The sequence below is a fragment of the Acinetobacter sp. NBRC 100985 genome, assembly GCF_000241225.1.
Classification (GTDB): Bacteria; Pseudomonadota; Gammaproteobacteria; order Pseudomonadales; family Moraxellaceae; genus Acinetobacter; species Acinetobacter venetianus.
This window is the reverse complement of record NZ_BAEB01000040.1, coordinates 26,336-46,570: the sequence shown is the minus strand read 5'-3', so window position 1 is coordinate 46,570 and position 20,235 is coordinate 26,336. Positions and strand designations below refer to the sequence as shown.

At 36.3% G+C, this 20,235-nt stretch carries 24 protein-coding genes; 11 read left to right on the top strand and 13 right to left on the bottom strand.

From position 1 onward, the window contains the following. Nucleotides 1-24: 24 nt before the first annotated feature. Both ACT4_RS14760 and ACT4_RS14755 read right to left on the bottom strand, forming a co-directional pair. Nucleotides 25-489, bottom strand: a complete 465-nt coding sequence (locus ACT4_RS14760) for a MarR family winged helix-turn-helix transcriptional regulator (RefSeq protein ID WP_004879839.1) — start codon at nt 487-489, stop codon at nt 25-27. A 685-nt stretch (nt 490-1,174) separates the two neighbouring features. Further along, nucleotides 1,175-2,032, bottom strand: a complete 858-nt coding sequence (locus tag ACT4_RS14755) for an alpha/beta fold hydrolase (RefSeq protein ID WP_007483455.1) — start codon at nt 2,030-2,032, stop codon at nt 1,175-1,177. A gap of 131 nt (nt 2,033-2,163) precedes the next feature. Between ACT4_RS14755 and ACT4_RS14750 the strand changes: the two genes are divergently transcribed. Continuing rightward, complete coding sequence (locus ACT4_RS14750; protein WP_007483453.1) at nt 2,164-2,619, top strand: hypothetical protein; 456 nt, start codon at nt 2,164-2,166, stop codon at nt 2,617-2,619. Between the two features lie 11 nt (nt 2,620-2,630). Here ACT4_RS14750 and ACT4_RS14745 read toward each other — a convergent pair whose 3' ends face one another. Both ACT4_RS14745 and brnQ read right to left on the bottom strand, forming a co-directional pair. Continuing rightward, complete coding sequence (locus ACT4_RS14745; RefSeq protein WP_004879833.1) at nt 2,631-2,891, bottom strand: hypothetical protein; 261 nt, start codon at nt 2,889-2,891, stop codon at nt 2,631-2,633. Between the two features lie 378 nt (nt 2,892-3,269). Continuing rightward, a complete protein-coding gene (brnQ, locus tag ACT4_RS14740; RefSeq protein ID WP_007483451.1) occupies nt 3,270-4,586 on the bottom strand; it encodes a branched-chain amino acid transport system II carrier protein in 1,317 nt (438 codons plus the stop codon). A 359-nt stretch (nt 4,587-4,945) separates the two neighbouring features. On the opposite strand from brnQ, the gene map reads away from it, so the two are divergent. Beyond that, entirely contained in the window at nt 4,946-5,743 is a 798-nt protein-coding gene (gene map, locus ACT4_RS14735; protein WP_007483448.1) for a type I methionyl aminopeptidase, read from the top strand. Between the two features lie 22 nt (nt 5,744-5,765). Here the strand turns inward: map and ACT4_RS14730 are convergent, their stop codons facing one another. Further along, entirely contained in the window at nt 5,766-6,686 is a 921-nt protein-coding gene (locus ACT4_RS14730; protein ID WP_007483447.1) for a LysR family transcriptional regulator, read from the bottom strand. A 128-nt stretch (nt 6,687-6,814) separates the two neighbouring features. On the opposite strand from ACT4_RS14730, the gene ACT4_RS14725 reads away from it, so the two are divergent. Next, a complete protein-coding gene (locus tag ACT4_RS14725) occupies nt 6,815-7,138 on the top strand; it encodes a hypothetical protein (RefSeq protein WP_004879826.1) in 324 nt (107 codons plus the stop codon). A 53-nt stretch (nt 7,139-7,191) separates the two neighbouring features. On the opposite strand, the gene grxD is transcribed toward ACT4_RS14725, so the two are convergent. Continuing rightward, complete coding sequence (gene grxD, locus ACT4_RS14720) at nt 7,192-7,533, bottom strand: Grx4 family monothiol glutaredoxin (protein WP_004772459.1); 342 nt, start codon at nt 7,531-7,533, stop codon at nt 7,192-7,194. Between the two features lie 163 nt (nt 7,534-7,696). On the opposite strand from grxD, the gene ACT4_RS14715 reads away from it, so the two are divergent. Continuing rightward, nucleotides 7,697-8,911, top strand: a complete 1,215-nt coding sequence (locus ACT4_RS14715; RefSeq protein ID WP_007483439.1) for an aspartate aminotransferase family protein — start codon at nt 7,697-7,699, stop codon at nt 8,909-8,911. 45 nt (nt 8,912-8,956) lie between these two features. Here ACT4_RS14715 and ACT4_RS14710 read toward each other — a convergent pair whose 3' ends face one another. From ACT4_RS14710 to ACT4_RS14700, 3 genes are all read right to left on the bottom strand, one after another. Then, nucleotides 8,957-9,388 (bottom strand): CBS domain-containing protein, encoded by a 432-nt coding sequence (locus tag ACT4_RS14710; RefSeq protein WP_004879821.1) that lies wholly within the window; start codon nt 9,386-9,388, stop codon nt 8,957-8,959. A gap of 136 nt (nt 9,389-9,524) precedes the next feature. Continuing rightward, on the bottom strand, nt 9,525-9,902 hold the full coding sequence (locus ACT4_RS14705) for a DUF2750 domain-containing protein (protein ID WP_004879819.1): 378 nt from the start codon (nt 9,900-9,902) through the stop codon (nt 9,525-9,527). 473 nt (nt 9,903-10,375) lie between these two features. Then, entirely contained in the window at nt 10,376-10,609 is a 234-nt protein-coding gene (locus ACT4_RS14700; protein WP_004879818.1) for a hypothetical protein, read from the bottom strand. A 226-nt stretch (nt 10,610-10,835) separates the two neighbouring features. Here ACT4_RS14700 and ACT4_RS14695 point away from each other — a divergent pair, with 226 nt between their 5' ends. The 6 genes from ACT4_RS14695 (at nt 10,836) to ACT4_RS14670 (ending at nt 15,144) form a co-directional block, all read left to right on the top strand. Continuing rightward, nucleotides 10,836-11,195 (top strand): hypothetical protein, encoded by a 360-nt coding sequence (locus ACT4_RS14695; RefSeq protein ID WP_004879816.1) that lies wholly within the window; start codon nt 10,836-10,838, stop codon nt 11,193-11,195. A 111-nt stretch (nt 11,196-11,306) separates the two neighbouring features. Beyond that, nucleotides 11,307-11,636, top strand: a complete 330-nt coding sequence (locus tag ACT4_RS14690; protein ID WP_007483435.1) for a hypothetical protein — start codon at nt 11,307-11,309, stop codon at nt 11,634-11,636. Between the two features lie 118 nt (nt 11,637-11,754). Next, entirely contained in the window at nt 11,755-12,870 is a 1,116-nt protein-coding gene (gene ftsY, locus ACT4_RS14685) for a signal recognition particle-docking protein FtsY (RefSeq protein WP_007483433.1), read from the top strand. A gap of 177 nt (nt 12,871-13,047) precedes the next feature. Beyond that, complete coding sequence (locus ACT4_RS14680; protein WP_004879809.1) at nt 13,048-13,644, top strand: nitroreductase family protein; 597 nt, start codon at nt 13,048-13,050, stop codon at nt 13,642-13,644. Between the two features lie 225 nt (nt 13,645-13,869). Then, nucleotides 13,870-14,544 (top strand): DUF2057 family protein, encoded by a 675-nt coding sequence (locus ACT4_RS14675; protein ID WP_004879808.1) that lies wholly within the window; start codon nt 13,870-13,872, stop codon nt 14,542-14,544. 81 nt (nt 14,545-14,625) lie between these two features. Then, nucleotides 14,626-15,144: a GNAT family N-acetyltransferase gene (locus ACT4_RS14670; RefSeq protein WP_007483431.1), complete on the top strand. Its 519-nt coding sequence runs from the start codon at nt 14,626-14,628 to the stop codon at nt 15,142-15,144. A 51-nt stretch (nt 15,145-15,195) separates the two neighbouring features. On the opposite strand, the gene ACT4_RS14665 is transcribed toward ACT4_RS14670, so the two are convergent. Both ACT4_RS14665 and ACT4_RS14660 read right to left on the bottom strand, forming a co-directional pair. After that, nucleotides 15,196-16,848 (bottom strand): PepSY domain-containing protein, encoded by a 1,653-nt coding sequence (locus tag ACT4_RS14665; protein ID WP_007483429.1) that lies wholly within the window; start codon nt 16,846-16,848, stop codon nt 15,196-15,198. A 1-nt stretch (nt 16,849) separates the two neighbouring features. Next, nucleotides 16,850-17,137 (bottom strand): hypothetical protein, encoded by a 288-nt coding sequence (locus tag ACT4_RS14660; protein ID WP_007483427.1) that lies wholly within the window; start codon nt 17,135-17,137, stop codon nt 16,850-16,852. 430 nt (nt 17,138-17,567) lie between these two features. Between ACT4_RS14660 and ACT4_RS14655 the strand changes: the two genes are divergently transcribed. Continuing rightward, nucleotides 17,568-19,781: a TonB-dependent siderophore receptor gene (locus tag ACT4_RS14655; RefSeq protein WP_007483425.1), complete on the top strand. Its 2,214-nt coding sequence runs from the start codon at nt 17,568-17,570 to the stop codon at nt 19,779-19,781. 49 nt (nt 19,782-19,830) lie between these two features. Here the strand turns inward: ACT4_RS14655 and ACT4_RS14650 are convergent, their stop codons facing one another. Next, on the bottom strand, nt 19,831-20,127 hold the full coding sequence (locus tag ACT4_RS14650; protein WP_007483423.1) for a cyd operon YbgE family protein: 297 nt from the start codon (nt 20,125-20,127) through the stop codon (nt 19,831-19,833). A gap of 4 nt (nt 20,128-20,131) precedes the next feature. Continuing rightward, the gene (cydX, locus tag ACT4_RS16995; RefSeq protein ID WP_000270276.1) at nt 20,132-20,233 is read right to left on the bottom strand and encodes a cytochrome bd-I oxidase subunit CydX; all 102 of its coding nucleotides are present in this window, start codon (nt 20,231-20,233) and stop codon (nt 20,132-20,134) included. Nucleotides 20,234-20,235 lie beyond the last annotated feature (2 nt).

Here is a 20,235-nt window from a genome sequence, read left to right as displayed (position 1 = left end):
TNTTTTTTATTATGTTTAAATGACTTAGCGAGCAAGATTTTTAAACATATGACGTAAAATTTCCATTGTTTTTTCAATTTGTAATGGTGTTAAACCATCAAAAGACTGTTCTAGAATTACAGACGTCAAATCATTGATCTTAACTATCATTTCTTGACCTTTTTCTGTTAAATGAACACGGGTAATACGCCCATCTTCCTTACACGAATAAGTCTCGATATAGCCTTCATCTTTCAAACGATAAACGATTTTTGTCGTTGTCGACATTTTGGAAATTACCATATCTGAAAGTTCAGAAACGCTTGCATGAGGTTTTACGTTCAATGCAAGTAAAATACGGCGGCGAGAATTGTCTAAACCATACTTCTTAAGTACGTTATCGATGTTTTGCACGTACTGAGCATTTACTTGAGAAATCCAGTAAAAAGGGAAGTCTTCTAAGTTAAATGATTCGGCTGTAGGTAAAAAACGCGCATATTTTTTAGGCATCTACATATTTCCTATGCTTGTTACGGTGAGTTAGAAAACCTAGCTCTTAGATTCCATGAAATGTCTATAATACCTGTTAGAAAAGACAATAAAACTTGAATTTTCTACCATTCCATTTATAACAAATCTTCCTTAAAGAAGCTCTATTGCTATCTTTATTATGTATAAGTAAATTATCGAAAAAACATATAAAAATGTTATTTATGATGATTTTACCTATGCATTTGCCCCCAATGATGTACCTTAAGTTTTGCATCTTAGCTACTGTTCGGAACAAGTGTATTGTAGAAAATAAATACAAATTATGACGTGACTTTTTTATAAAAAAATTCTGTCTCAAATGTCATAAAATAATTAAATAAATTCATTCATAAAATAAATGACTGTTAATACAGCACTTTGGTTTAAACGGTTGGTTAAAAAGTGGCTTGTTAAACTTCATTTATAAGATGAATAAATACATTCTTTATCACATTTTTAGGAGTTTTTTTAACAATTAAAAGTTTCAAAATTATACGAGTGTAGTTTTATTAACCAATCTTTAGTTATTTTAATGAATATCTTATAAATCATAAATTTGCTTAAACAAGAAATTTCATGCCTCAATTTCTTCAATAAAAAAGCGCATCTAAACAGGATTACAGGTTTAGATGCGCAAAGCGTAAAACTTTATGGTGAATCAAAACTAAATCGATAATTCCTTTTCTAATAGTGCCCATAGCTTATGATGAGACTTTTTGAACATCGCCATGTGTCCGATTTGCTTATATCCATATTTGTGAGGGTTGAGTTCAATAAATTTTGTCTGGGCATTCGGATATAAGCGCAAAAGATCTTGTACATTGGTTTCTGTTGCAATCTCGTCATCTGTTGCCCAGAAAGATGTGATTGGAATTTGAATTTCTTGATGATAGTCATCAAAAATAGTTTTTCCAATCGCATTCATTATATAACCAGGTTTACTACAAAATTCAGCCCATTGTTTTGCAACATTTTTAGGTAGGTTTTCACCCATTCCGATGAATTGGGTTGCACCATATCCTTTTACAAAACTTGAAATAGGAAAGATCACGTTAAACATCAGTGGTGCAAGGAGCTTTGTTTTGCCTTTTAGCCCTTTGACATGTCCAGTTGATCCAGCGATTGCGAGAACTTTGGCTACTTTATTGTAATGTGGATTGATTCCAAGTAATTGTCCACCCGCACTATGTCCAATGATAATGACCTTTTCCGATTGTGTTCGATTTAAAAGTACTTCAATCGCAGCAGGGATGTCTAATTGCCCCCAATCATTAATACTTGCATTCGAGTCTTTTAATTTTCCATGTAGGGACTGTCCAATACCACGAAAGTCAAAACTTAATACATTGTAGCCTTGCTGATTTAACCATTCGGCAAAAGCATGATAAAAGTTTTTTGTGATTCCAGTTGCAGGGCAAATCAAAATAGGAAATTCTTTGGTAGATTTTTCCGTTGGATAATACTGTGCAGCAAGTTGGTAGCCATCTTTACAGCTAATCCATAGAGATTCAAAGGTATTCATCAAGTAATACTCTTGTGTTTGTATTTTTCTACTGTACATTAGTTCCAAAAAGAAACTTGATTATTTAATGACTAAAAAGTCAAAAATTATGTAATATACCGTTTTAAAAAAAGAAACATGTAGGATACGAGATGTTGGTTTTAACAACTGCAACCGAATTGGCAATTGTTTTTAGTGGGATCTTTCTTTGGGTTGGAATGATTACTGGCGTCTGGAAATACTATCAAATTCGAAATTCTGATCTGGCACGAGCACATTACTATGTTGACATTGCTCATCGCAGTAGTCTTTTATACGCAGCAGCAAGTTTGATTTTAGCTGTACTGAGCTCTTTTACGATTCTATCAAATGAATTAAGTCTGTTCTGTGTGGTTGCAAATCTTTTCTTTTTCTCAATGTCGATTTTAATTTATATCGTTCATGGGTGTTTAAAAGATACAACTAACCAATTTAAACAGCCACATCAATTAGGAAAATGGACGCTTCCGGGCTGGTGTATGACAATTATGATGTTAGGTTTAATTGTAGTAGAGCTGGGTGCTACAGGGCTTTTATTGTTTGGAACTATTTTTAGTTTTTGGAATTAAAAAATGGATGATTACTCATCCATTTTCCCTACAGAAACTTTTTGGCGCTGGGCGCTCATCTGTCGAAACTTACGATCGACAATCCCCCACGTACAAAAGGCAACAGAAACAATCAGCGCATAAGCAAAATATTCAGGTTTGAGATTACCTTTAATTGTGCCTTGAAATAACAACGTGGCCATCAGTGCTAGCGGTGTTATTGCATATACGATTGAATCGTTAGCCTTCAGAGTGTTAATGAAGACTTGCTTGTTGAAATGTAATGATAACATCTCCATCCCTCCTTGTGTCGTGATGACAAAAAACCAAATCATTTTTGTCAGAATTATTCTTAAAGTTGTACTGCTAATTTCTAAGTATTTCAATAGGTATACTGACTATTTTTTAAATAAATTTATGAATGTATTGATTTCTATAGTGTTTAACTATTTTTTTAGTGAATTTATGCTATTTTTATTTTAAATATAATGCAGAAATTTTACATTTTGAAAAGTTTAGTAAAGATCGGATTCTAGCTAATTTCTGCTTAAAAACTTAAATTGTGCTTAAAAGACTAAAATTAAAAAAAGATTTGTCGTAAACAAAAAATGAACATTGGGTAAAAGAACATCTTTTGTATAGCTAAAATCATGTTTGGGTAAAACATTATTTTAACGACAAATCGTTTTAACTTTTTGTTTAATCGCTCGATCAATCACAATCGAAATAAACAAAACAGCCAGTGAAGGTAATAACCAAGCGAGGTTTTGTTCATTCAATGGTAAATGGGCAATAAATTGTGGTAATTGCTCAGTGAAACCAGCTGCTTTAATCGCCTCGATGATACCGAATAGAAAAGCGACAGCAGTAACTGAACCAACAACTAATGATGGTTTATTCCAACGTTTCCAGAAAAAGCTCAACATGATCACGACAATCGCTGGAGGATAGATTGCACTAAGGACAGGTACTGAAACTGCAATCAATTTAGTCAAACCTAAGTTTGAGATTACTAAAGAGAAGCCGATTAGAATGAAAACGAGAAGTTTATAAGGTAAGCCTGTAAGCTCAGTAAAATATTCAGCACATGCGCAAGTTAAACCAATTGCTGTAACCATACATGCAAGAAAGATTAGACCTGTGAGGAATAGCGAACCTAAATCACCAAATGCATGTTGTACATAAGCATGTAGGATGATTGCACCGTTGTCAGCATTTGCTGCAAATTCATGACTTCCTAAGCCAAGTTTAAATAAACTGATATAAACAAGTGTTAAACCAACGCCTGCAATCAAACTGGCGATAATTGCGTACTTCGTGATCAGTTTCGAGTCAGTGACACCGCGTGATTGAATAGCTTGAATAATGACAATACCAAATACCAATGCGCCCAAAGTATCCATGGTTAGATAACCATTTACGAAGCCTTCTGAAACTGGACTTGAAACATATTTGTTAATTGGCGGTGAGATGTAGCCCGTTGGAATCACAATTGCAGCAATACCAAGTATTGCAAGTGCAAATATTTTTAAAGGGGCAAGTACGTGACCGACTGTATCTAAAAGTTTGTTTGGATATAAAGAAACAGCTGTTACTAAAGCAAAATAAATAACGCTATAGATAAATAAACTGCTACTAGATGTTCCGAAATAGGGTGCAAAACCAATTTCATAAGAAACCGTTGCTGTTCGAGGTGTGGCAAAGAGTGGACCAACAGACAAATAACAAACGATAGTGAGCAATAAACTTGCGAAACGACCTAAGGGGGAGCTGATAATTTCAATAGAGCCTTGCATTCTCGACAAAGCCATAATCGTAATGACTGGTAGACCTACTGCGGTGATCAAAAATCCAAATGCAGCTAGCCATACGTGCTCACCAGCTTGTTGAGCAACAATGGGAGGAAAAATAATATTACCCGCACCAATAAAAAGTGCGAAGGTCATAAAACCTAAAGCAATAATATCTCCTGTACGAAGATGGTTCATAAAACAGGGAGGAATAAAATAAAAGTGCGAATTCTAGAACATAAATGTAGTCATTTGAAACTAATTTTATGTGAAAATTGGTTTATTTTTGACTAAAAAGAAATTATTAAAATCATAGGATTAGCATTGGTAAACTTAATTTGTTGAAAAGGTTTTAAAACTAAAAAAATGGGAGTTTTTATACTTTTTTCCTATCCCCATAGTCGGAATTAAATGTAAAATAGTGATTAGATTCAATTCTGAAAGGATTGAACAATTTATAGCTAAAGCGTACAACTATTGATAAACGCTAAATAGAACAGATATAGATATATGATCTGTATTTTTATTTTTGATTTTTTTAATAAGGAATATCTCGAATGAGAGCTTCTACTGTGACCATCAAAACGGAACAAGACATTGAGAAACTTCGTATCTCAGGGCGTTTAGCGGCACAAGTTTTAGAAATGATAGGACCTTATATAAAGCCGGGCGTCAGTACGGAGTATTTAGACGACATTTGTAATGATTATATTGTAAATACATTGCAAGTTATTCCTGCAAATGTTGGATATCACGGCTTTACCAAAACGACCTGCATTTCTGTAAATGAAGAAGTTTGTCATGCCATTCCTTCAGCAAAAAAGATTTTGCAAGAGGGTGACATTTTAAATATTGACGTTGCCGTTATTAAAGATGGCTATTTCGGTGATACAAGTCGAATGTATTTTGTAGGTCAAGTTAGCCCTGAGGCTAAAAAACTTGTGAATACAACTTATACAGCAATGCTAGCAGGGATTCGTACAGTAAAGCCAGGCGCGACATTGGGTGATATTGGATTTGCCATTCAATCCGTTGCACATCGTGAAGGTTATAGTATTGTTCGTGAATACTGTGGGCATGGAATTGGCCGTGTTTATCACGAGCAACCGAATATTCTGCATTATGGCCAAAAAGGTCAAGGCATGGTTTTGAAAAAAGGCATGGTCTTTACGATTGAACCTATGGTGAATGCAGGTAAACCATACGTAAAAGAGCTAAATGATGGATGGACTGTTGTTACACAAGATAAGTCCCTATCAGCTCAATGGGAGCATATGGTTGCGGTGACAGATGATGGCTTTGAATTATTAACGCCATGGCCTGAGGGAACTGGCGATTACCCAGCTATTTCTTGATGAAAAAACGAAAGGCTCGATATCAATCGGGCCTTTTTTTGGTAGAGCACAATGTCAGTTGTTCGACAAGATAATCAATAAATACACGAACTGCAGGTAATAAGCCACGTCGTGATGGATAGACAGCATGGAAAATACCATGTGGCGCAGTCCATTCAGGTAGAACCTTAACCAGTTGACCTGTTTTAATGAAGTCTTGAGCAATACTGTCTGGAAGTAGGGCAATACCACAATTTTGACTGGCCAATTCTGCAAGCATTAATAAGTTTGACCCCATGATAACGGGATTAACTTTAATTTTCTTTTGTTGATGATCAGGACCTGTGAGTAAGAAGTTTTGATCTAAATGCTCTTCTGCCATGCTAATGATGCGATGTTCACTTAGTTGTTCTGGTGTAGACAAATGACCAAACTCATTTAAATACGCTTGACTTGCGAAGAGGCGCTGTTCGATTGCTTCAAATTGTCTTAAAACAAGATTTGGATCGTCGTCTAATTTCGATCGAACGCGTAAAGCGAGATCAATTCCTTCGTTGATGACATCAACACGACGATTACTGACCATCATCTGAACGCGAACTTCAGGATATTTTTTAAGGAATGCTGGCAATATTTTTGCCATTTGGTTTTGAGCAATATCGACGGGTACGCTAACTTTGATCACACCGCGAGGTTCACTACTTAAGTGGTTGACTACGTCATGGGCTGCCTGAGCTGCATTCATCATCACTTGCGCATGACGATAAACATCCATACCAATATCAGTCACAGCAAAATGACGTGAACTTCGTTGGATCAGACGAACACCGAGTTGTTCTTCAAGATTATAAACTCTGCGGCTTAATTTAGATTTTGGAATATCTGTTGCTCGTTCAGCTGCACTGAAACCACCATGCTCAACAACGAGCGCAAAACAATAAAAATCATCTAAATCCGTCAACATTATTCAATTCCATTTCTGCAACATTATCTATTTTATATATTTATCGTTGCAAAAATAAGAGCTTATTCGATATTTTTTGTATTGGTAAAATACTTCTATAATGGCAGAAATTTTTTTGATGAAATGCTATGTCTTTCCAACTCATTGAGGTTGCAGATGCAACTGTAAATATTCTATGTCCATATTGTCATCATGCTGTATTAGACTGGAACCAAGAACAATACATTCAGCCATGTGAGCATACTTTGTTTATGGCAATGGATTTGGGTTTTGAATTTATTGCAGATCGTTTTGAAGAGGTTTTATCTCAATCTGTCGATGAGATACATGAAGATCCTAATATGAATGTTTTTGCTTGTGTTAGCCAAGCAAACTATCCTGATATGCAAATTTTCAAAGCTGATTTGGGGGTAGAGGGAATGTACAGATATGTTGGATTTAGTAAAAACTAGAAAGCCAAAAATAAAAAAAGCCAATCATTTGATTGGCTTTCTATGTTTACAGCTTATGCTTCAGGTGCAGGGCTGTATTGTTCAACTAATGGTTTTAACTCACCATTTTGGAACATTTCGAGCATGATATCGCTACCACCAATTAACTCACCGTTTACCCATAATTGTGGGAAAGTAGGCCAGTTCGCAATTTGAGGTAAAGTTGCACGAATATCTTGATTTTCCAAGATATTTACATAGGCAAATGGGCGACCAATTTGGCTAAGTGCTTCTACTGCACGAGCAGAAAAACCACATTGCGGGAATTGTGGAGTGCCTTTCATGTAAAGTAAAACAGGGTGTTTCGCAATTTGATCACGAATTAACGCTACTGTATCACGCGCTTGTTCCGTCATAGATAGATCCTCAACTAATCTCCGTAAATTATATACCGAAAAAATCACTTGGGGCTATTGATAAAGATTTTTCTTGTATAAATGTGAGTTTAAGCTTTCAATCTAGTCAAGTTTTTGCTTATATAACTTTTTCCACTACAACTAACGATAGATTGAGTTTGTTATGACTAATATCACTCTTGCTCCTGTACTACCTGATCAACCATCACATCTTATGGCTACTTATGGTCGCCAAGCGATCAGCTTTGTACGAGGACGAGGGGCTTACTTATATACAGCAGATGGAACTGAGTACTTAGATGCTTTAACAGGTATTGCTGTATGTGGTTTAGGTCATGCTCACCCAGTGATTGCGGAAGCAATTGCTGAGCAAGCTGCAACATTAATTCATACTAGTAATTTATTTGAAATCCCTTGGCAAACCGCTGCGGCTCAAAAACTTGCTGAAGTTTCTGGTATGGAAGAAATTTTCTTCTCAAATAGTGGTGCAGAATCAAATGAGGGTGCGATTAAAATTGCACGTAAGTTTGGTGCTAAGCAAGGGATTAGCAATCCTAAAATTCTAGTTGCTGAGCAATCATTTCATGGTCGTACTTTAGCGACTTTATCTGCGACTGGGAATAAGAAAGTTCAAGAAGGTTTTGCACCATTAGTTGAAGGTTTTATTCGTGTTCCATTTGGTGATGTGGAAGCGATTCAAGAAGCTGCAATCCACCATCCAGATATCGTTGCTATTCTGATCGAACCGATTCAAGGTGAAGGTGGTGTGAATACAGCACCACAAGGCTTTAGCTATTTGGAAGACGTGCGTGCCTTATGTAATCAACATAATTGGTTGATGATGCTCGATGAAATTCAAACTGGGAATGGTCGTACAGGTAAATACTTTGCTTACCAACATACCAATATTGTGCCTGATGTAATGACAACAGCAAAAGGTCTAGGGAATGGCTTTCCAATTGGTGCGGTGATGACTCAAGGTAAAGCTGTTGGTTTACTAGGCGCTGGAAGCCATGGTTCAACATATGGCGGTACAGTATTGGGCTCTCGCGTAGTCTATACAGTGATTGATACGCTACAGAAAGAAAATGCTGTTGAAAATGCAGCTACAGTTGGTACTTATATTGTTGAGCAGCTCAAGGCAGAATTAGCAGAGCATAATGTACAAGTACGTGGTTTCGGCATGATGATCGGTATTCAATTACCGAAAGATTGCCCTGAGCTTGTAGCGATCGCACGTGATGAGTATCAGTTAATTGTGAATGTTACAGCAGGTTCTGTAGTGCGTTTGCTTCCACCATTAAATATGACTCAAGATCAAGCAGATGAATTGTTGAAACGTCTTGTTCCTGCAATTAAGAATTTTTTAGAAGCTTAATTCGACAAATAAAAAGGGCAATTAATTGCCCTTTTTTATTGTTTATTATCCTGAGATGTACTGCTGAAGTTGCTCAATTAAAATGCGTTGATCATCCATTGCTGCTTTAACGAGATCGCCAATCGAAATAAAGCCTACAAGTTTCTCTTGTTCTAAAACAGGTAAATGACGTAAATGACGATCAGTCATAAGTTGTAAACATTCTTCTACAGTATGATTCAGCCCAACTGAAATAACTTTAGAAGTCATAATGTCTGAAACAGGGGTGTTGTTTGATGAACGCTCCATCAATGCGATCTTACGTGTATAGTCACGTTCTGAAAAAATTCCGATGACTTTTTCATCTTCTGCAACGACTAATGCACCAACACCTTTCTCTGCCATAATTTTAATTGCTTCAAGTACAGTCGCATTTGGTGAGATTGTAAAAATTGATTGTACTGCTTTATTCTTGATGACTTGAGCAACGATTGTCATTGTTTATCCACCTGTGTTGTATTGTCATTTTCATTTAACTTAACGGTATTTTTTTTAATTGCAAAGCCCTAATTTACTTACAATGATAACTTTTTCTCATAAATGCTTAAAAAGTCATCATTGTACGTTGTCGCACTTAGGCAGGCATAACTGCTGCATCATGCATAAAAAAGAAATGCTGCATTTGTTGGGTTGAAAGCTTAAATTTACGATGTGATGAATTGAAAAGAGCAGGCTCTACTTGCAAACGAGTAAGTGTCGGTAAAAGAGATTCATGGAAATCTTTCGGGGTGATTTTCCGTGGTTTGTAATGCTTCCAATGCGATTTTGCATAACGATGTGCTTGAACGCCATTTAGCCAAAATGGGAAAACTGGACCATCTTGATCAGACTTGATTGCCCAACCCTGATGATATAATCCCCAAAGAACACCGCAATACATCATTGTTTTTAGAATTGAAATTTTAATCATCAACTCTTTAGAGACTGGTTGAAAATGGTTAAACCGATACATGTTATTAAACTAATAGTATTCAAACTTATGTTTTATTATAAGAAATCTAGATGGCATTTATGTTTAAACAGTTCATGTAAATCGTAAGCAAATATTCTTGTTTATAAGAAAATTAAGACTTGCATCACCATTAATAACATAAATTGCGACTTTGATTTAAAAGGGGGTGTTTTGTTGATCAAGGAAATCAAAAAACTAATACATAGAAAATTGTTAAAACTCTCCATCGTGCAAGGGCTTCTAGCTACTTTGTATAATTAGTGAATAAATCTGCATCTAAGGATGCCTTGGCATTTAGAACTCTAATAAGCTCTGTAGCATTAAACCGATGCTAAGAAGAATTATATTTATAAAATGTAAGATATTAAAAATGCCACCTGAGCAAGTCAAAGCAACTAAGCTTTGGCGCAGTGCGAGTAAGATGATAGGGGATGAAAGAAGGTATTAAAAAACGCCACCTAAGTGACGTTTCTTTATGCTTGTAAGGTTGCCATCTTCTGCCAATACTGTGCTTTCAGGGAATCACGTTCTACACGGAAGCCTTGATAATACAACTCTGCTAAAAATAATGCCGCTTTACCGTGACCTGCTTTTGCTACTTCTTCAAGCTCTTTCACTGCATCTTGGAAGTTTTTTTGCGACTGAATTGTATTTACCGCATTAGCATATACATGCTCTAATTCATGGTTAGTAAAATGTTGAATCATATATAACTCCTTATTTTAATTATGATTACCGCAATTTCTATTCAAAGATACTTTACTTTGAATTTAAGCTACTTTAACTTTGAATTGTTAAAGTATTATGACAATAATGATTGAATTGTCAAATATTTTGGGTGTCATTTCGTAAATAAAAGCTTACACGATTAAACATTTGCGGGAAATAATTTTAAGTAGAATCAATATGAGAATAATAGAAAAGGAGAATAACATGTCAAATGTAATTGATGGTGTAAACTTGGATGTGCCGCCATTAGAAAGCCAAATTATCGAACTTGCAGATCATCATCGAAAACTGCTTGATGAAGCTATATTTCATCAGGAAATTCATTTAGGTGATTACTGCTTAGCTCAGCGTAAACGTGTTTATGATTTTGCAAGTCATTTAAGTCCTGCTGAAAAAGATCGCTTTTATCAAATCTATGATGGTGAACTAAGAAGTATTGCCGATGATGATGATTTACATCCTGCTGATGCAGAAAGTGGGGTAGGAATGTTTGCTATTTTTATCAGTCTGGTGATCATTGCCTTCATTCTCTATTTTGCATTTGTTCGCAGTTTAATGAGCTAGCCTATCTGAACTTTACTACGTTCAATGAGTTGCGAAATCGTGACTTGTTGAATGTAGGGCTTGTTGAAAATGCGTATGACACATAAACTACAGATAATTCTGAGGTAGGTTATGCTGTCGATACTTTCTAAACATAAACTTTTACAGTCAAAATTTGGAACCAAAATAGATCAATTTAATAATATTTTGGTATCTATTGTTATTGCTGCGATTTTCATACTTGCATACAGTGCACTTTTACGTCCGATTAACCAACTTCAATATCAAAAAGTCATTCAATATTCTCAACAAGCGAGCCATCCGAAAACTCAAGATATGGCAGAATCAATACTGAAACATGATCAAATTCGCCGTGTAGAATATTTGAAACTTTTAAATGCTTATCAGTTCGAATCAAATCGAATTAAGCAATATCCTGCAATGGCACAAGATGATGAATGAGTTTTAATCAATTCATTTTTATTTAGAAATGAATGGGTTGCCCGTATCGGGTAAAAGAAATCAATTTGTGCTAAACTCGCCCACATTTAAAAAGCTGCTTTTTTCTCAAGGAATCGACATGCAACAGCAATCGAATATGCAAAACAAATTCTTGATAGATGCTGACATCGGTGATGATGATGTTACGTTACCAAGTTTACCTGCTGTTGATGTGCCGATTGTTGAACCTGTACAGCAGCAAACTCCAGTAGAAGCACCAATTGCTGCTGTTGAAGATGTTTCTAGTCCAGCAGTTCAAGAAGAAGCAAAATCAGGCTTCTTTGGTCGTATGAAAGATGGCTTGACCAAAACACGTCGTAGTTTTACGGATGGTATGGTCAATATCTTAATTGGCGGCAAAGAGATTGATGATGAGTTGTTAGAGGAAGTTGAAGAACAACTTCTTGTTGCTGACATTGGTGTAGATGCAACCAAAACAATCATTGCAAATCTTACAGAAAGAACGGCACGTGGTGACTTGATCTATTCACATGCACTGTATAAAGCATTGCAGGAAGAGCTTGTGGCTTTACTAGCTCCACGTGTAAAACCTTTGCATATTGATCCAAATAAATCACCTTATGTGATTCTTATGGTTGGCGTAAATGGTGTTGGTAAAACGACAACCATTGGTAAGCTTGCAAAGCGTTTACAAGGTGAAGGTAAGAAAGTCATGTTGGCTGCGGGTGATACTTTCCGTGCAGCAGCAACTGAGCAATTGCAAATTTGGGGCGAGCGAAATGACATCCCAGTAGTTGCACAAGGTCATGGTGCAGATAGCGCATCAGTCATTTTTGATGCTTTTGAAAGTGCGCGTGCCAAAGGCATTGATGTCTTAATTGCAGATACTGCAGGGCGTTTGCAAAACAAGTCTAACTTGATGGAAGAGTTGAAAAAAGTTAAACGTGTGATGCAAAAAATTGATGCAACTGCACCGCATGAAATTATGTTAATCGTTGATGCTGGTACAGGTCAAAATGCAATTAACCAAGTTCAACTGTTTGATGAAGCGGTTGGTTTAACTGGTATTACCATTACTAAATTAGATGGTACGGCAAAAGGTGGCGTGCTATTTAATATCGCAAGTCGTACTCACGTGCCAATTCGCTATATTGGTGTAGGTGAGAAAATTGATGATTTACGTCCTTTCTCAGCAAAATCATTTGTCGCAGCATTATTTGAAACAGATAAGTAATTATTTGTGGTTAGGATAGACTCCACCTCGTGTGGAGTTTTTTTATTAATAATAAAATTTCACCGTTGCAAAAATAAAACGATCTGTCATGTTTTTTAGGCTATAACAAAAAAATGTACCGTTATACACTACATTCAATCCAAGATAACACCCGAAGGGTACAAGAGGCATAACAACATGAGTAACTTCTTAAATAGCATTAAATCACGTCGTACTATCTATGCAATTGGTAAAAATCTTTCAGTTGATCAAACTACAATTGAAGAGACGATTCGTGAAGCTGTTAAGCAAAGCCCGTCTTCATTTAACTCACAAACTTCACGCGTTGTGACGTTATATGGTGAGTCTCATACAACATTCTGGAATATTGTCCGCGAAACTCTACGTAAAATCGTACCAGCTGAAGCTTTTGAAGGTACAAATGCAAAAATTGATAGCTTTGCAGCTGGCTTTGGTACAGCATTATTTTATGAAGATCAAGATGTTGTAAAAGGCTTACAAGAACAGTTTGCTCTTTATGCTGACAATTTCCCAGTATGGTCTGAACATTCAAGTGCAATCGCTCAGTTTGCGACTTGGACAGCTTTATCTGAAATTGGTGTGGGTGCTTCATTACAACACTACAATCCAATTATTGATGAAGAAGTTGCACAAACTTTTGATATCCCAGCAAACTGGAAATTACGTGCACAGCTTGTATTTGGTTCTATTGAAGCCGCTGCTGGTGAAAAAACTTATATGGATGATGCTGCACGCTTTAAAACTTTTAACTAAGTTTTATATGTACCTAAAAAGAGCACGTTAACGTGCTCTTTTTTTTATGTCATTAAATAGAAATATTCGCCTAAAGAATGATGGTGTATATCATTAAAAATAATGTATATATCTTAAAAAAGCCGAATTGATAGAATAGACAGTTTGGTTTATTGTCATAAAATAGTCACAATCGCATTGCATAGTGCATACGATTTCATAAATGTTTATATCGAGAAGAGTCTAATGTCTTTAAGAGTTGGTGTTGCTGCTTTCGGGTTATTATTAAGTAGTTCAGTTTTTTCAGCAGTTACAATCACTGCACCTGAAGAGATCGTGATTCTTGCTGTAAATGGTCAAGAAGTAAATAATGGATTGATTCCATCTAAGAAGAATAACTACCAAGTAGATCCAGGTAATCTAACTGTAAATGTTCGCTATCGTGAATATTTTGAGCATTTGAATGGTGAGCATGACATCGTAAAATCAGGTGTCGTTACAATTCAAGCACCAAATTTACAAGACAATTCATCATACCGTTTAGCATTAGTTGGCGCTCCAAAAAGCTTTGATGCTGCCAAAAAATATGCTGATCAACCAACGGTTGGGTTATACGATCAAAATAATAAACTCGTAGTTCAGCAAACAGGTGCGAATAATGAAGCACAACCTTGGTTCTCTGGTGGCAATTTCTTAAGCCGTACGCTTGATTTGACGCAAAAAAATAAGAACAACACAGTCAACCAACCAGCGCCAGTTTATGCTGCTAATGCGCAAGCTGCGGCACCTGTTGTCGTGACAACAGCAGCAGTAGCTGGTACTGCTAAAACAACAGATCAACAACTGGTAGATTTATGGCAGAAGGCTTCTAAAGCTGAGCGTCAAAAGTTTATGGCTTGGTTGGCAGGTCAAACGAACTAGTTTATTTAAGAACTAATTCTTTTAAAGTTATACAAGAACCGATGTTATCATCGGTTTTTTATTGTGTTTAAAATTCTAAAAATGCCTTTAAATATTAGAAAAGCGCTTACAGACGACATTGAGCAATTAACCAAACTGATCAATTCAGCCTATAGAGATCAATTGAGTCGAAGTTGGACTACTGAGAAATCTTTTGTTCAAGGAAATAGAATTACTATTCAGCAATTAGAAAGAGATTTGGAACAAGAGAATTTTCAGTTGTTAATTGGTGAGAATGAACAAGGTTTGATGGTGGGGTGTATTGGTTTAACTTTTAATCAAGATACGGTTGAAATAGGAACTTTTGCCATTGATCCAAAGGTTCAAAATTCAGGTTATGGGCGTGAAATGCTTGGATTTGTAGAAAATTATGTTCCTAATCATCATCCTGATGCGTCTCAATTCATTATGTATGTATTAGATGTGAGAGTTGAATTGATTTCATTTTATGAGCGCCGTGGATATTGCAGAACAGATCGTATAGAAGCTTATCCGATAGAGGCAGAAGTAGGGCAGCCATTAGTGCCAATTCAGCTTATTGAAATGAGAAAAGCAATTTAATGATAAGAAACACCATGATCTTCCAACATAGATCATGGTGTTAACTAAAAATTAGTTTTCAACTATTTTCGAATCATTCTTCAAAACTTGCGTAGACCAAATAGAACCTATCGGTGCTGTTTTTGCTCGATGATTTGCTTGTTGATAGAAACGTAGGAATACTAGTCCAAATAAAATTGCCACCACATCAATCCATATTAAATTGCCTGTCGAATGCCAAAGACTCTGAATAGGAAAGATATAAGCAAGCAATGAGGTAGTAGGAAGTAACAACAAAATTATTGCAATTGATAACAATAATCTTGGTAGGACCTTCGCTGTACCTATGATAAAACTGTATAAAATACAAGCTATAAAGACAGAGTAGTAGCTATACATAAACACATGGTTATGACTTTGTAATTGCACTGGAATGATGTAACCCCAACGTCCTATAAGCATACTGGCAAAGATACCCAGCATACATCCCAGACAGGCGCCAATGCTAAGGTTTGCAATAAACATCACATCCTTGCGCTGGCTAGGTACAGGTAGGTTTGGATTCTTCTGCTTACGTAACCGTGTTTCAATCCACAAAATATTGCCTGAATAGAACAGATAAGCGCCACCTAAACCAAAAATTAGATAAATCCAACGGATTGGCTCACCACCATAATTACCAAAATGTAAGGCAAACATTGAACGAATCAGAGAGGTAGCAGCATTTTCTTCAGTGGATAATGTTTTAGTTGGATAAGGTGCATTTTGATATGGGTTAAAAGACATATAATCAAAGTTATCGCCCCGTAGCATACGATCAGGATGGTACAAAGAGACAAATGCTGAGGCTCTTTGAGGATGATCAAGCTGATTAAATCGAATGCCATCAATGCGATAATCAGGTGCTGCTTTTTGAATATTTAGATAAATCTTATTTATGTCTAGTGGTGCAATTGGTTCAACTATTTTGACTAGTGGAGGTCGCTCAAATAACGGTTTGTCCTTTGATACAAGCTGTGTAAGTGCACCATAAAAAATATCATGGAAAGCAAAAACAACCACTGTGACACTAATTATGATATGAAAGGGTAAGCTAGTGATACCTACGACATTGTGTGTATCTAACCAAAAGCGCTTTTTATTTTTACCTTCTCTTACGGCGAAATAATCTTTGACCAGAGTTGGTAAGAGCACAATTAATCCTGACATAATTGCGAGAAAATATAAAACGGCAACAATACCCATTACCATGACACCTGCGGTGTGATGTCCGATCATGCCGGGAATACCAGCAGTTTCATGCAATTGTTCGATTAACCAGCCTAATTTTGAAATATTTTCTTCTTTAGCAATCAGATTTCCTTGTGAATCAAGTGTCGCCATCATTCTAGTTTGTGCAATATTGATTCCATGATGATCATCTTCATCATGTTTTGCTTCCCATTGGATTGGTGCATTATGGCCTTCAGGTGAGTTAAAACTTAAGGTAAATGCTTTTAATGTTTCAGGGTATTTGGTTTGAACTTGTTCAATCAGTAGGTTGTAATTCTTTGGCTCAATGGCAGCTAATTTTTGCTGAGGTGGTGTCGCCCATTGACTGAGTTGATGTTGAAACATCGTCAATCCACCAGCGAAGAAGCAAATGAACAAAAGAATCCCAGCTGTGATGCCGACCCAAGTATGTAGATTTTTGCCTGTTTTAATAATATCTGCGCGGATTTTCATTTTAGCCCCTTAAACTAAATAACAACGTGTAAGCGACCACGTTCGCAATGCTAAAAATAAACAGGCTTTGCCAGCCTTTAGGAATGAAATACGCAAGGAAGAATACAAACAGCCAGATCCATGGAATTGACCACATTCCTAATTGTGGAGCTAGTGCGGAATCAATATAAGCTTTTGACAAAATCAGAATAAGAGAACCAGCGGCTAATGAGAAAATGAAACCTAGCACAGCACCTGCAAATGTTTTTAACCACCAATCTGGCTGAATTTTTTGTTTAACTATATTCATTTGTTCAACCTCATGATGAGGGGAATAAATGGGGTAAATGACCAAACTAGAGTTGCCACAGACAGCCAAATTAATATGGCTACCAACAACGGTAGTGAATAAACCAAAATAATTAAGCTAAAAATCATACCTGCTAATGCGGAGAACTGAGTTGTCCGCGATAGTGGTTTTTGCAAAATTTTTTGATTGCTATGGGTGAGATAAAGTCCCAAGCAAGAAAGAACGGAAATAATGATACCTATATTTTTTAATAGCATAGCAATAAATTTGTAAAATATAATGATAATAATTATTATTTAAAATTAATATAAATTAAAGCCCTAATCAGACATAAGTAGTAAATTCTGTATTTTTAAATGCTATTAATATTGATAATCGTTATCATTTGTGTAGAATGTAAACAAATGTTGCTTATACTGAAGGGGTATTCATGAAACATAGCAATTTGTATATATCAATTATTATGGTTCTCATAGGAAGTGCAGCTAATGTAGCGAATGCAGTTGAACAAATAGAGGATAAGCCTGATACAAATGAACTTCCAACAATCCATTTAACTGCTGAACATGCGTCACCTTCATATACGGTAGCAAAATCAAAATCAGCAACTAAATTAGATTTATCACTCAAAGAAACACCACAGACGATTAGTGTGATCACCGAACAACGAATCCAAGATCAAAATTTAAATACAGTCGAAGAAGTATTGGATCAAACGCCTGGGGTGTATGTTCGACGTTTCGGGGCTCAGGGTGCTGTAGGCAATGGCGGGGAATATACGTTTTATTATTCTCGCGGTAACCAAATTCTTAATTATCAAATTGATGGTGTTATGACATCACCAGCTACCAGTGGGAAAAATGGCTCATCTTTAAGCAATTTAAATCCAATTATTTATGACAATATTACGGTTGTTAAAGGTGCAACAGGATTAACAAATGGCGCTGGTTATCCAAGTGCGAGTGTTTCACTCAATAGAAAACATGCTACGAGTGTTGAACCAAAAGCAACTCTGTCCATTGCAGGTGGTTCAAATCAAACCATTCGGTCAAGTTTTGATGTACAAGGGGCGCTGAATGAATCTGGCGACGTACGTGGGCGATTGATCGCTGCTTATGGTCAGAGCGATTCATGGCGAGATTGGGGGGATCAGCGTGATGCGACTCTATATGGTGTCATAGATGCTGATTTAGCGGAGAATACATCCATTGCTGTTGGTACGATGCTCAGTCGTGCAAGATTAAATGGACAAGGTGTACATGGCCTAGATATGTATGGTCAAGACGGTACAATTATGCCATTTGATCGTGAATTTAACGCGAGTGCAAAATGGGCATATAGCCAAGTAGATACATTGAATTTCTTTACGCAATTGAAGCATCAATTCTTAAATCGTTGGAATCTACAAGCAAATTATAACTATACCAAACAAGATATTGAGTCACTGTATGGTGTGATTGGTGTTGCCCAAGCTGATTATACTAATATGACCGCTTCTTTAGCAGCATCACAAAATGACTTTGCACCTGAAGAACATAGCTTAGATATTTCTATAGATGGTCCATATCGACTTTTCGGTCGTGAGCATGAGCTCATGATGGGCGCAAGTTATCAAAAGATAAAAAGTTATAATGATGCTTACCAAGGATATAATGCACAAAAAGTAATAGATTTAAATCAATGGAATGGAAATGTTGCATTACCTGCGACTGCACGCACAGTCGTAGGCGTAAGCAATAAAGATTATGAGCAATCAGGTTTTTATTTTGCTACACGATTAAATCCACTTGATCCATTACATGTAATCTTGGGTACACGTCTTTCAAATTATGATTTAAAAACACATTCAACCAATTCTGTTCGTAACACTGTTCAGGATTCAAAAATTGATGAATCTAATAAGGTTACTCCATATGCAGGTATAACCTTTGACTTAACGCCAAATCTGACTGCTTATGCAAGTTATACAAATATTTTTCTACCTCAGGATAACCGCGACTACTCATATAACTTCTTAGATCCACAAGAAGGAGATAATTATGAGGCGGGTCTAAAATCCTCTTTTTATGACAATCGCTTAAATATTAGTGCAGCTTATTTCCAAGCCAAAATGGATAATGTCGCTGAATCAGCAGGAAAATATGTTGCTGAAGATAATGCTGTTAAAAATAACTGGGCAAAAGTAGGTGATACCTATTACAGAAGTAATAAGGGTGCGACAACAAAAGGTTATGAAATCGAAATTGCTGGCCAAATTTTGCCAAACTGGAGCATTCAAGCTGGGTATACGCTAGCTGAAACTAAAAATAAAGGCGAAAGAATCAACACTGATATTCCAAAGCAACAGTTTAAGCTGTTTACGACATACAATCTTCCAATCTTGGACAATAAGTTGACTGTGGGTGGTGGTGTGAACTGGCAAAGTGAATTCTATGATAAATCGAAGACAGGTTTGAATTATGAGGCTTATCGTCAGAAATCATTTGCTTTGGTTGATCTAATGGCTCGATATAATTTAAACGAGAACGTAGCTTTAGGGTTCAATGTTGATAATTTAACGGACAAAAAATATCGCACCAATACTTGGGCAAATACCTATGGTGATCCAAGAACTTATATGGGTTCTATTACCTTTAAATACTAAAATAAAAAAGAGGAAGCAATTTGCTTCCTCTTTTGTTTGGAGTTGAAAATTAATTACCCAACCAAATGTAGTAACCTAAAAACATTAAAGGCCATGCAACATAAGGGCTAAATAACCATTTCCATAACCAGAATCTTGGTATAAATCCAACGCCGTGAATGAAGCCACCAGAGATACCGATCATCACAAGCATTAACAGGCTGTGATTATAGTGTCCATTAGCATCAAGCATTAACGAAGGATGTACCAATAAAATAGCAGCAAGTGGCAATGCCAACAAAAACGAAACGGTCATTGCAAGCACTTGAGCTTTACTATTCTTCGGTGTTGTCATTGCTTCAGCCATTTTATTATTCCTCATCTAAATTTTGATGATGTTCGATATAGAGTGCACTAAGTACACCAGCAAAACATGCCATCAAAATGCCTAGAATCCATGCAAAATACCACATTT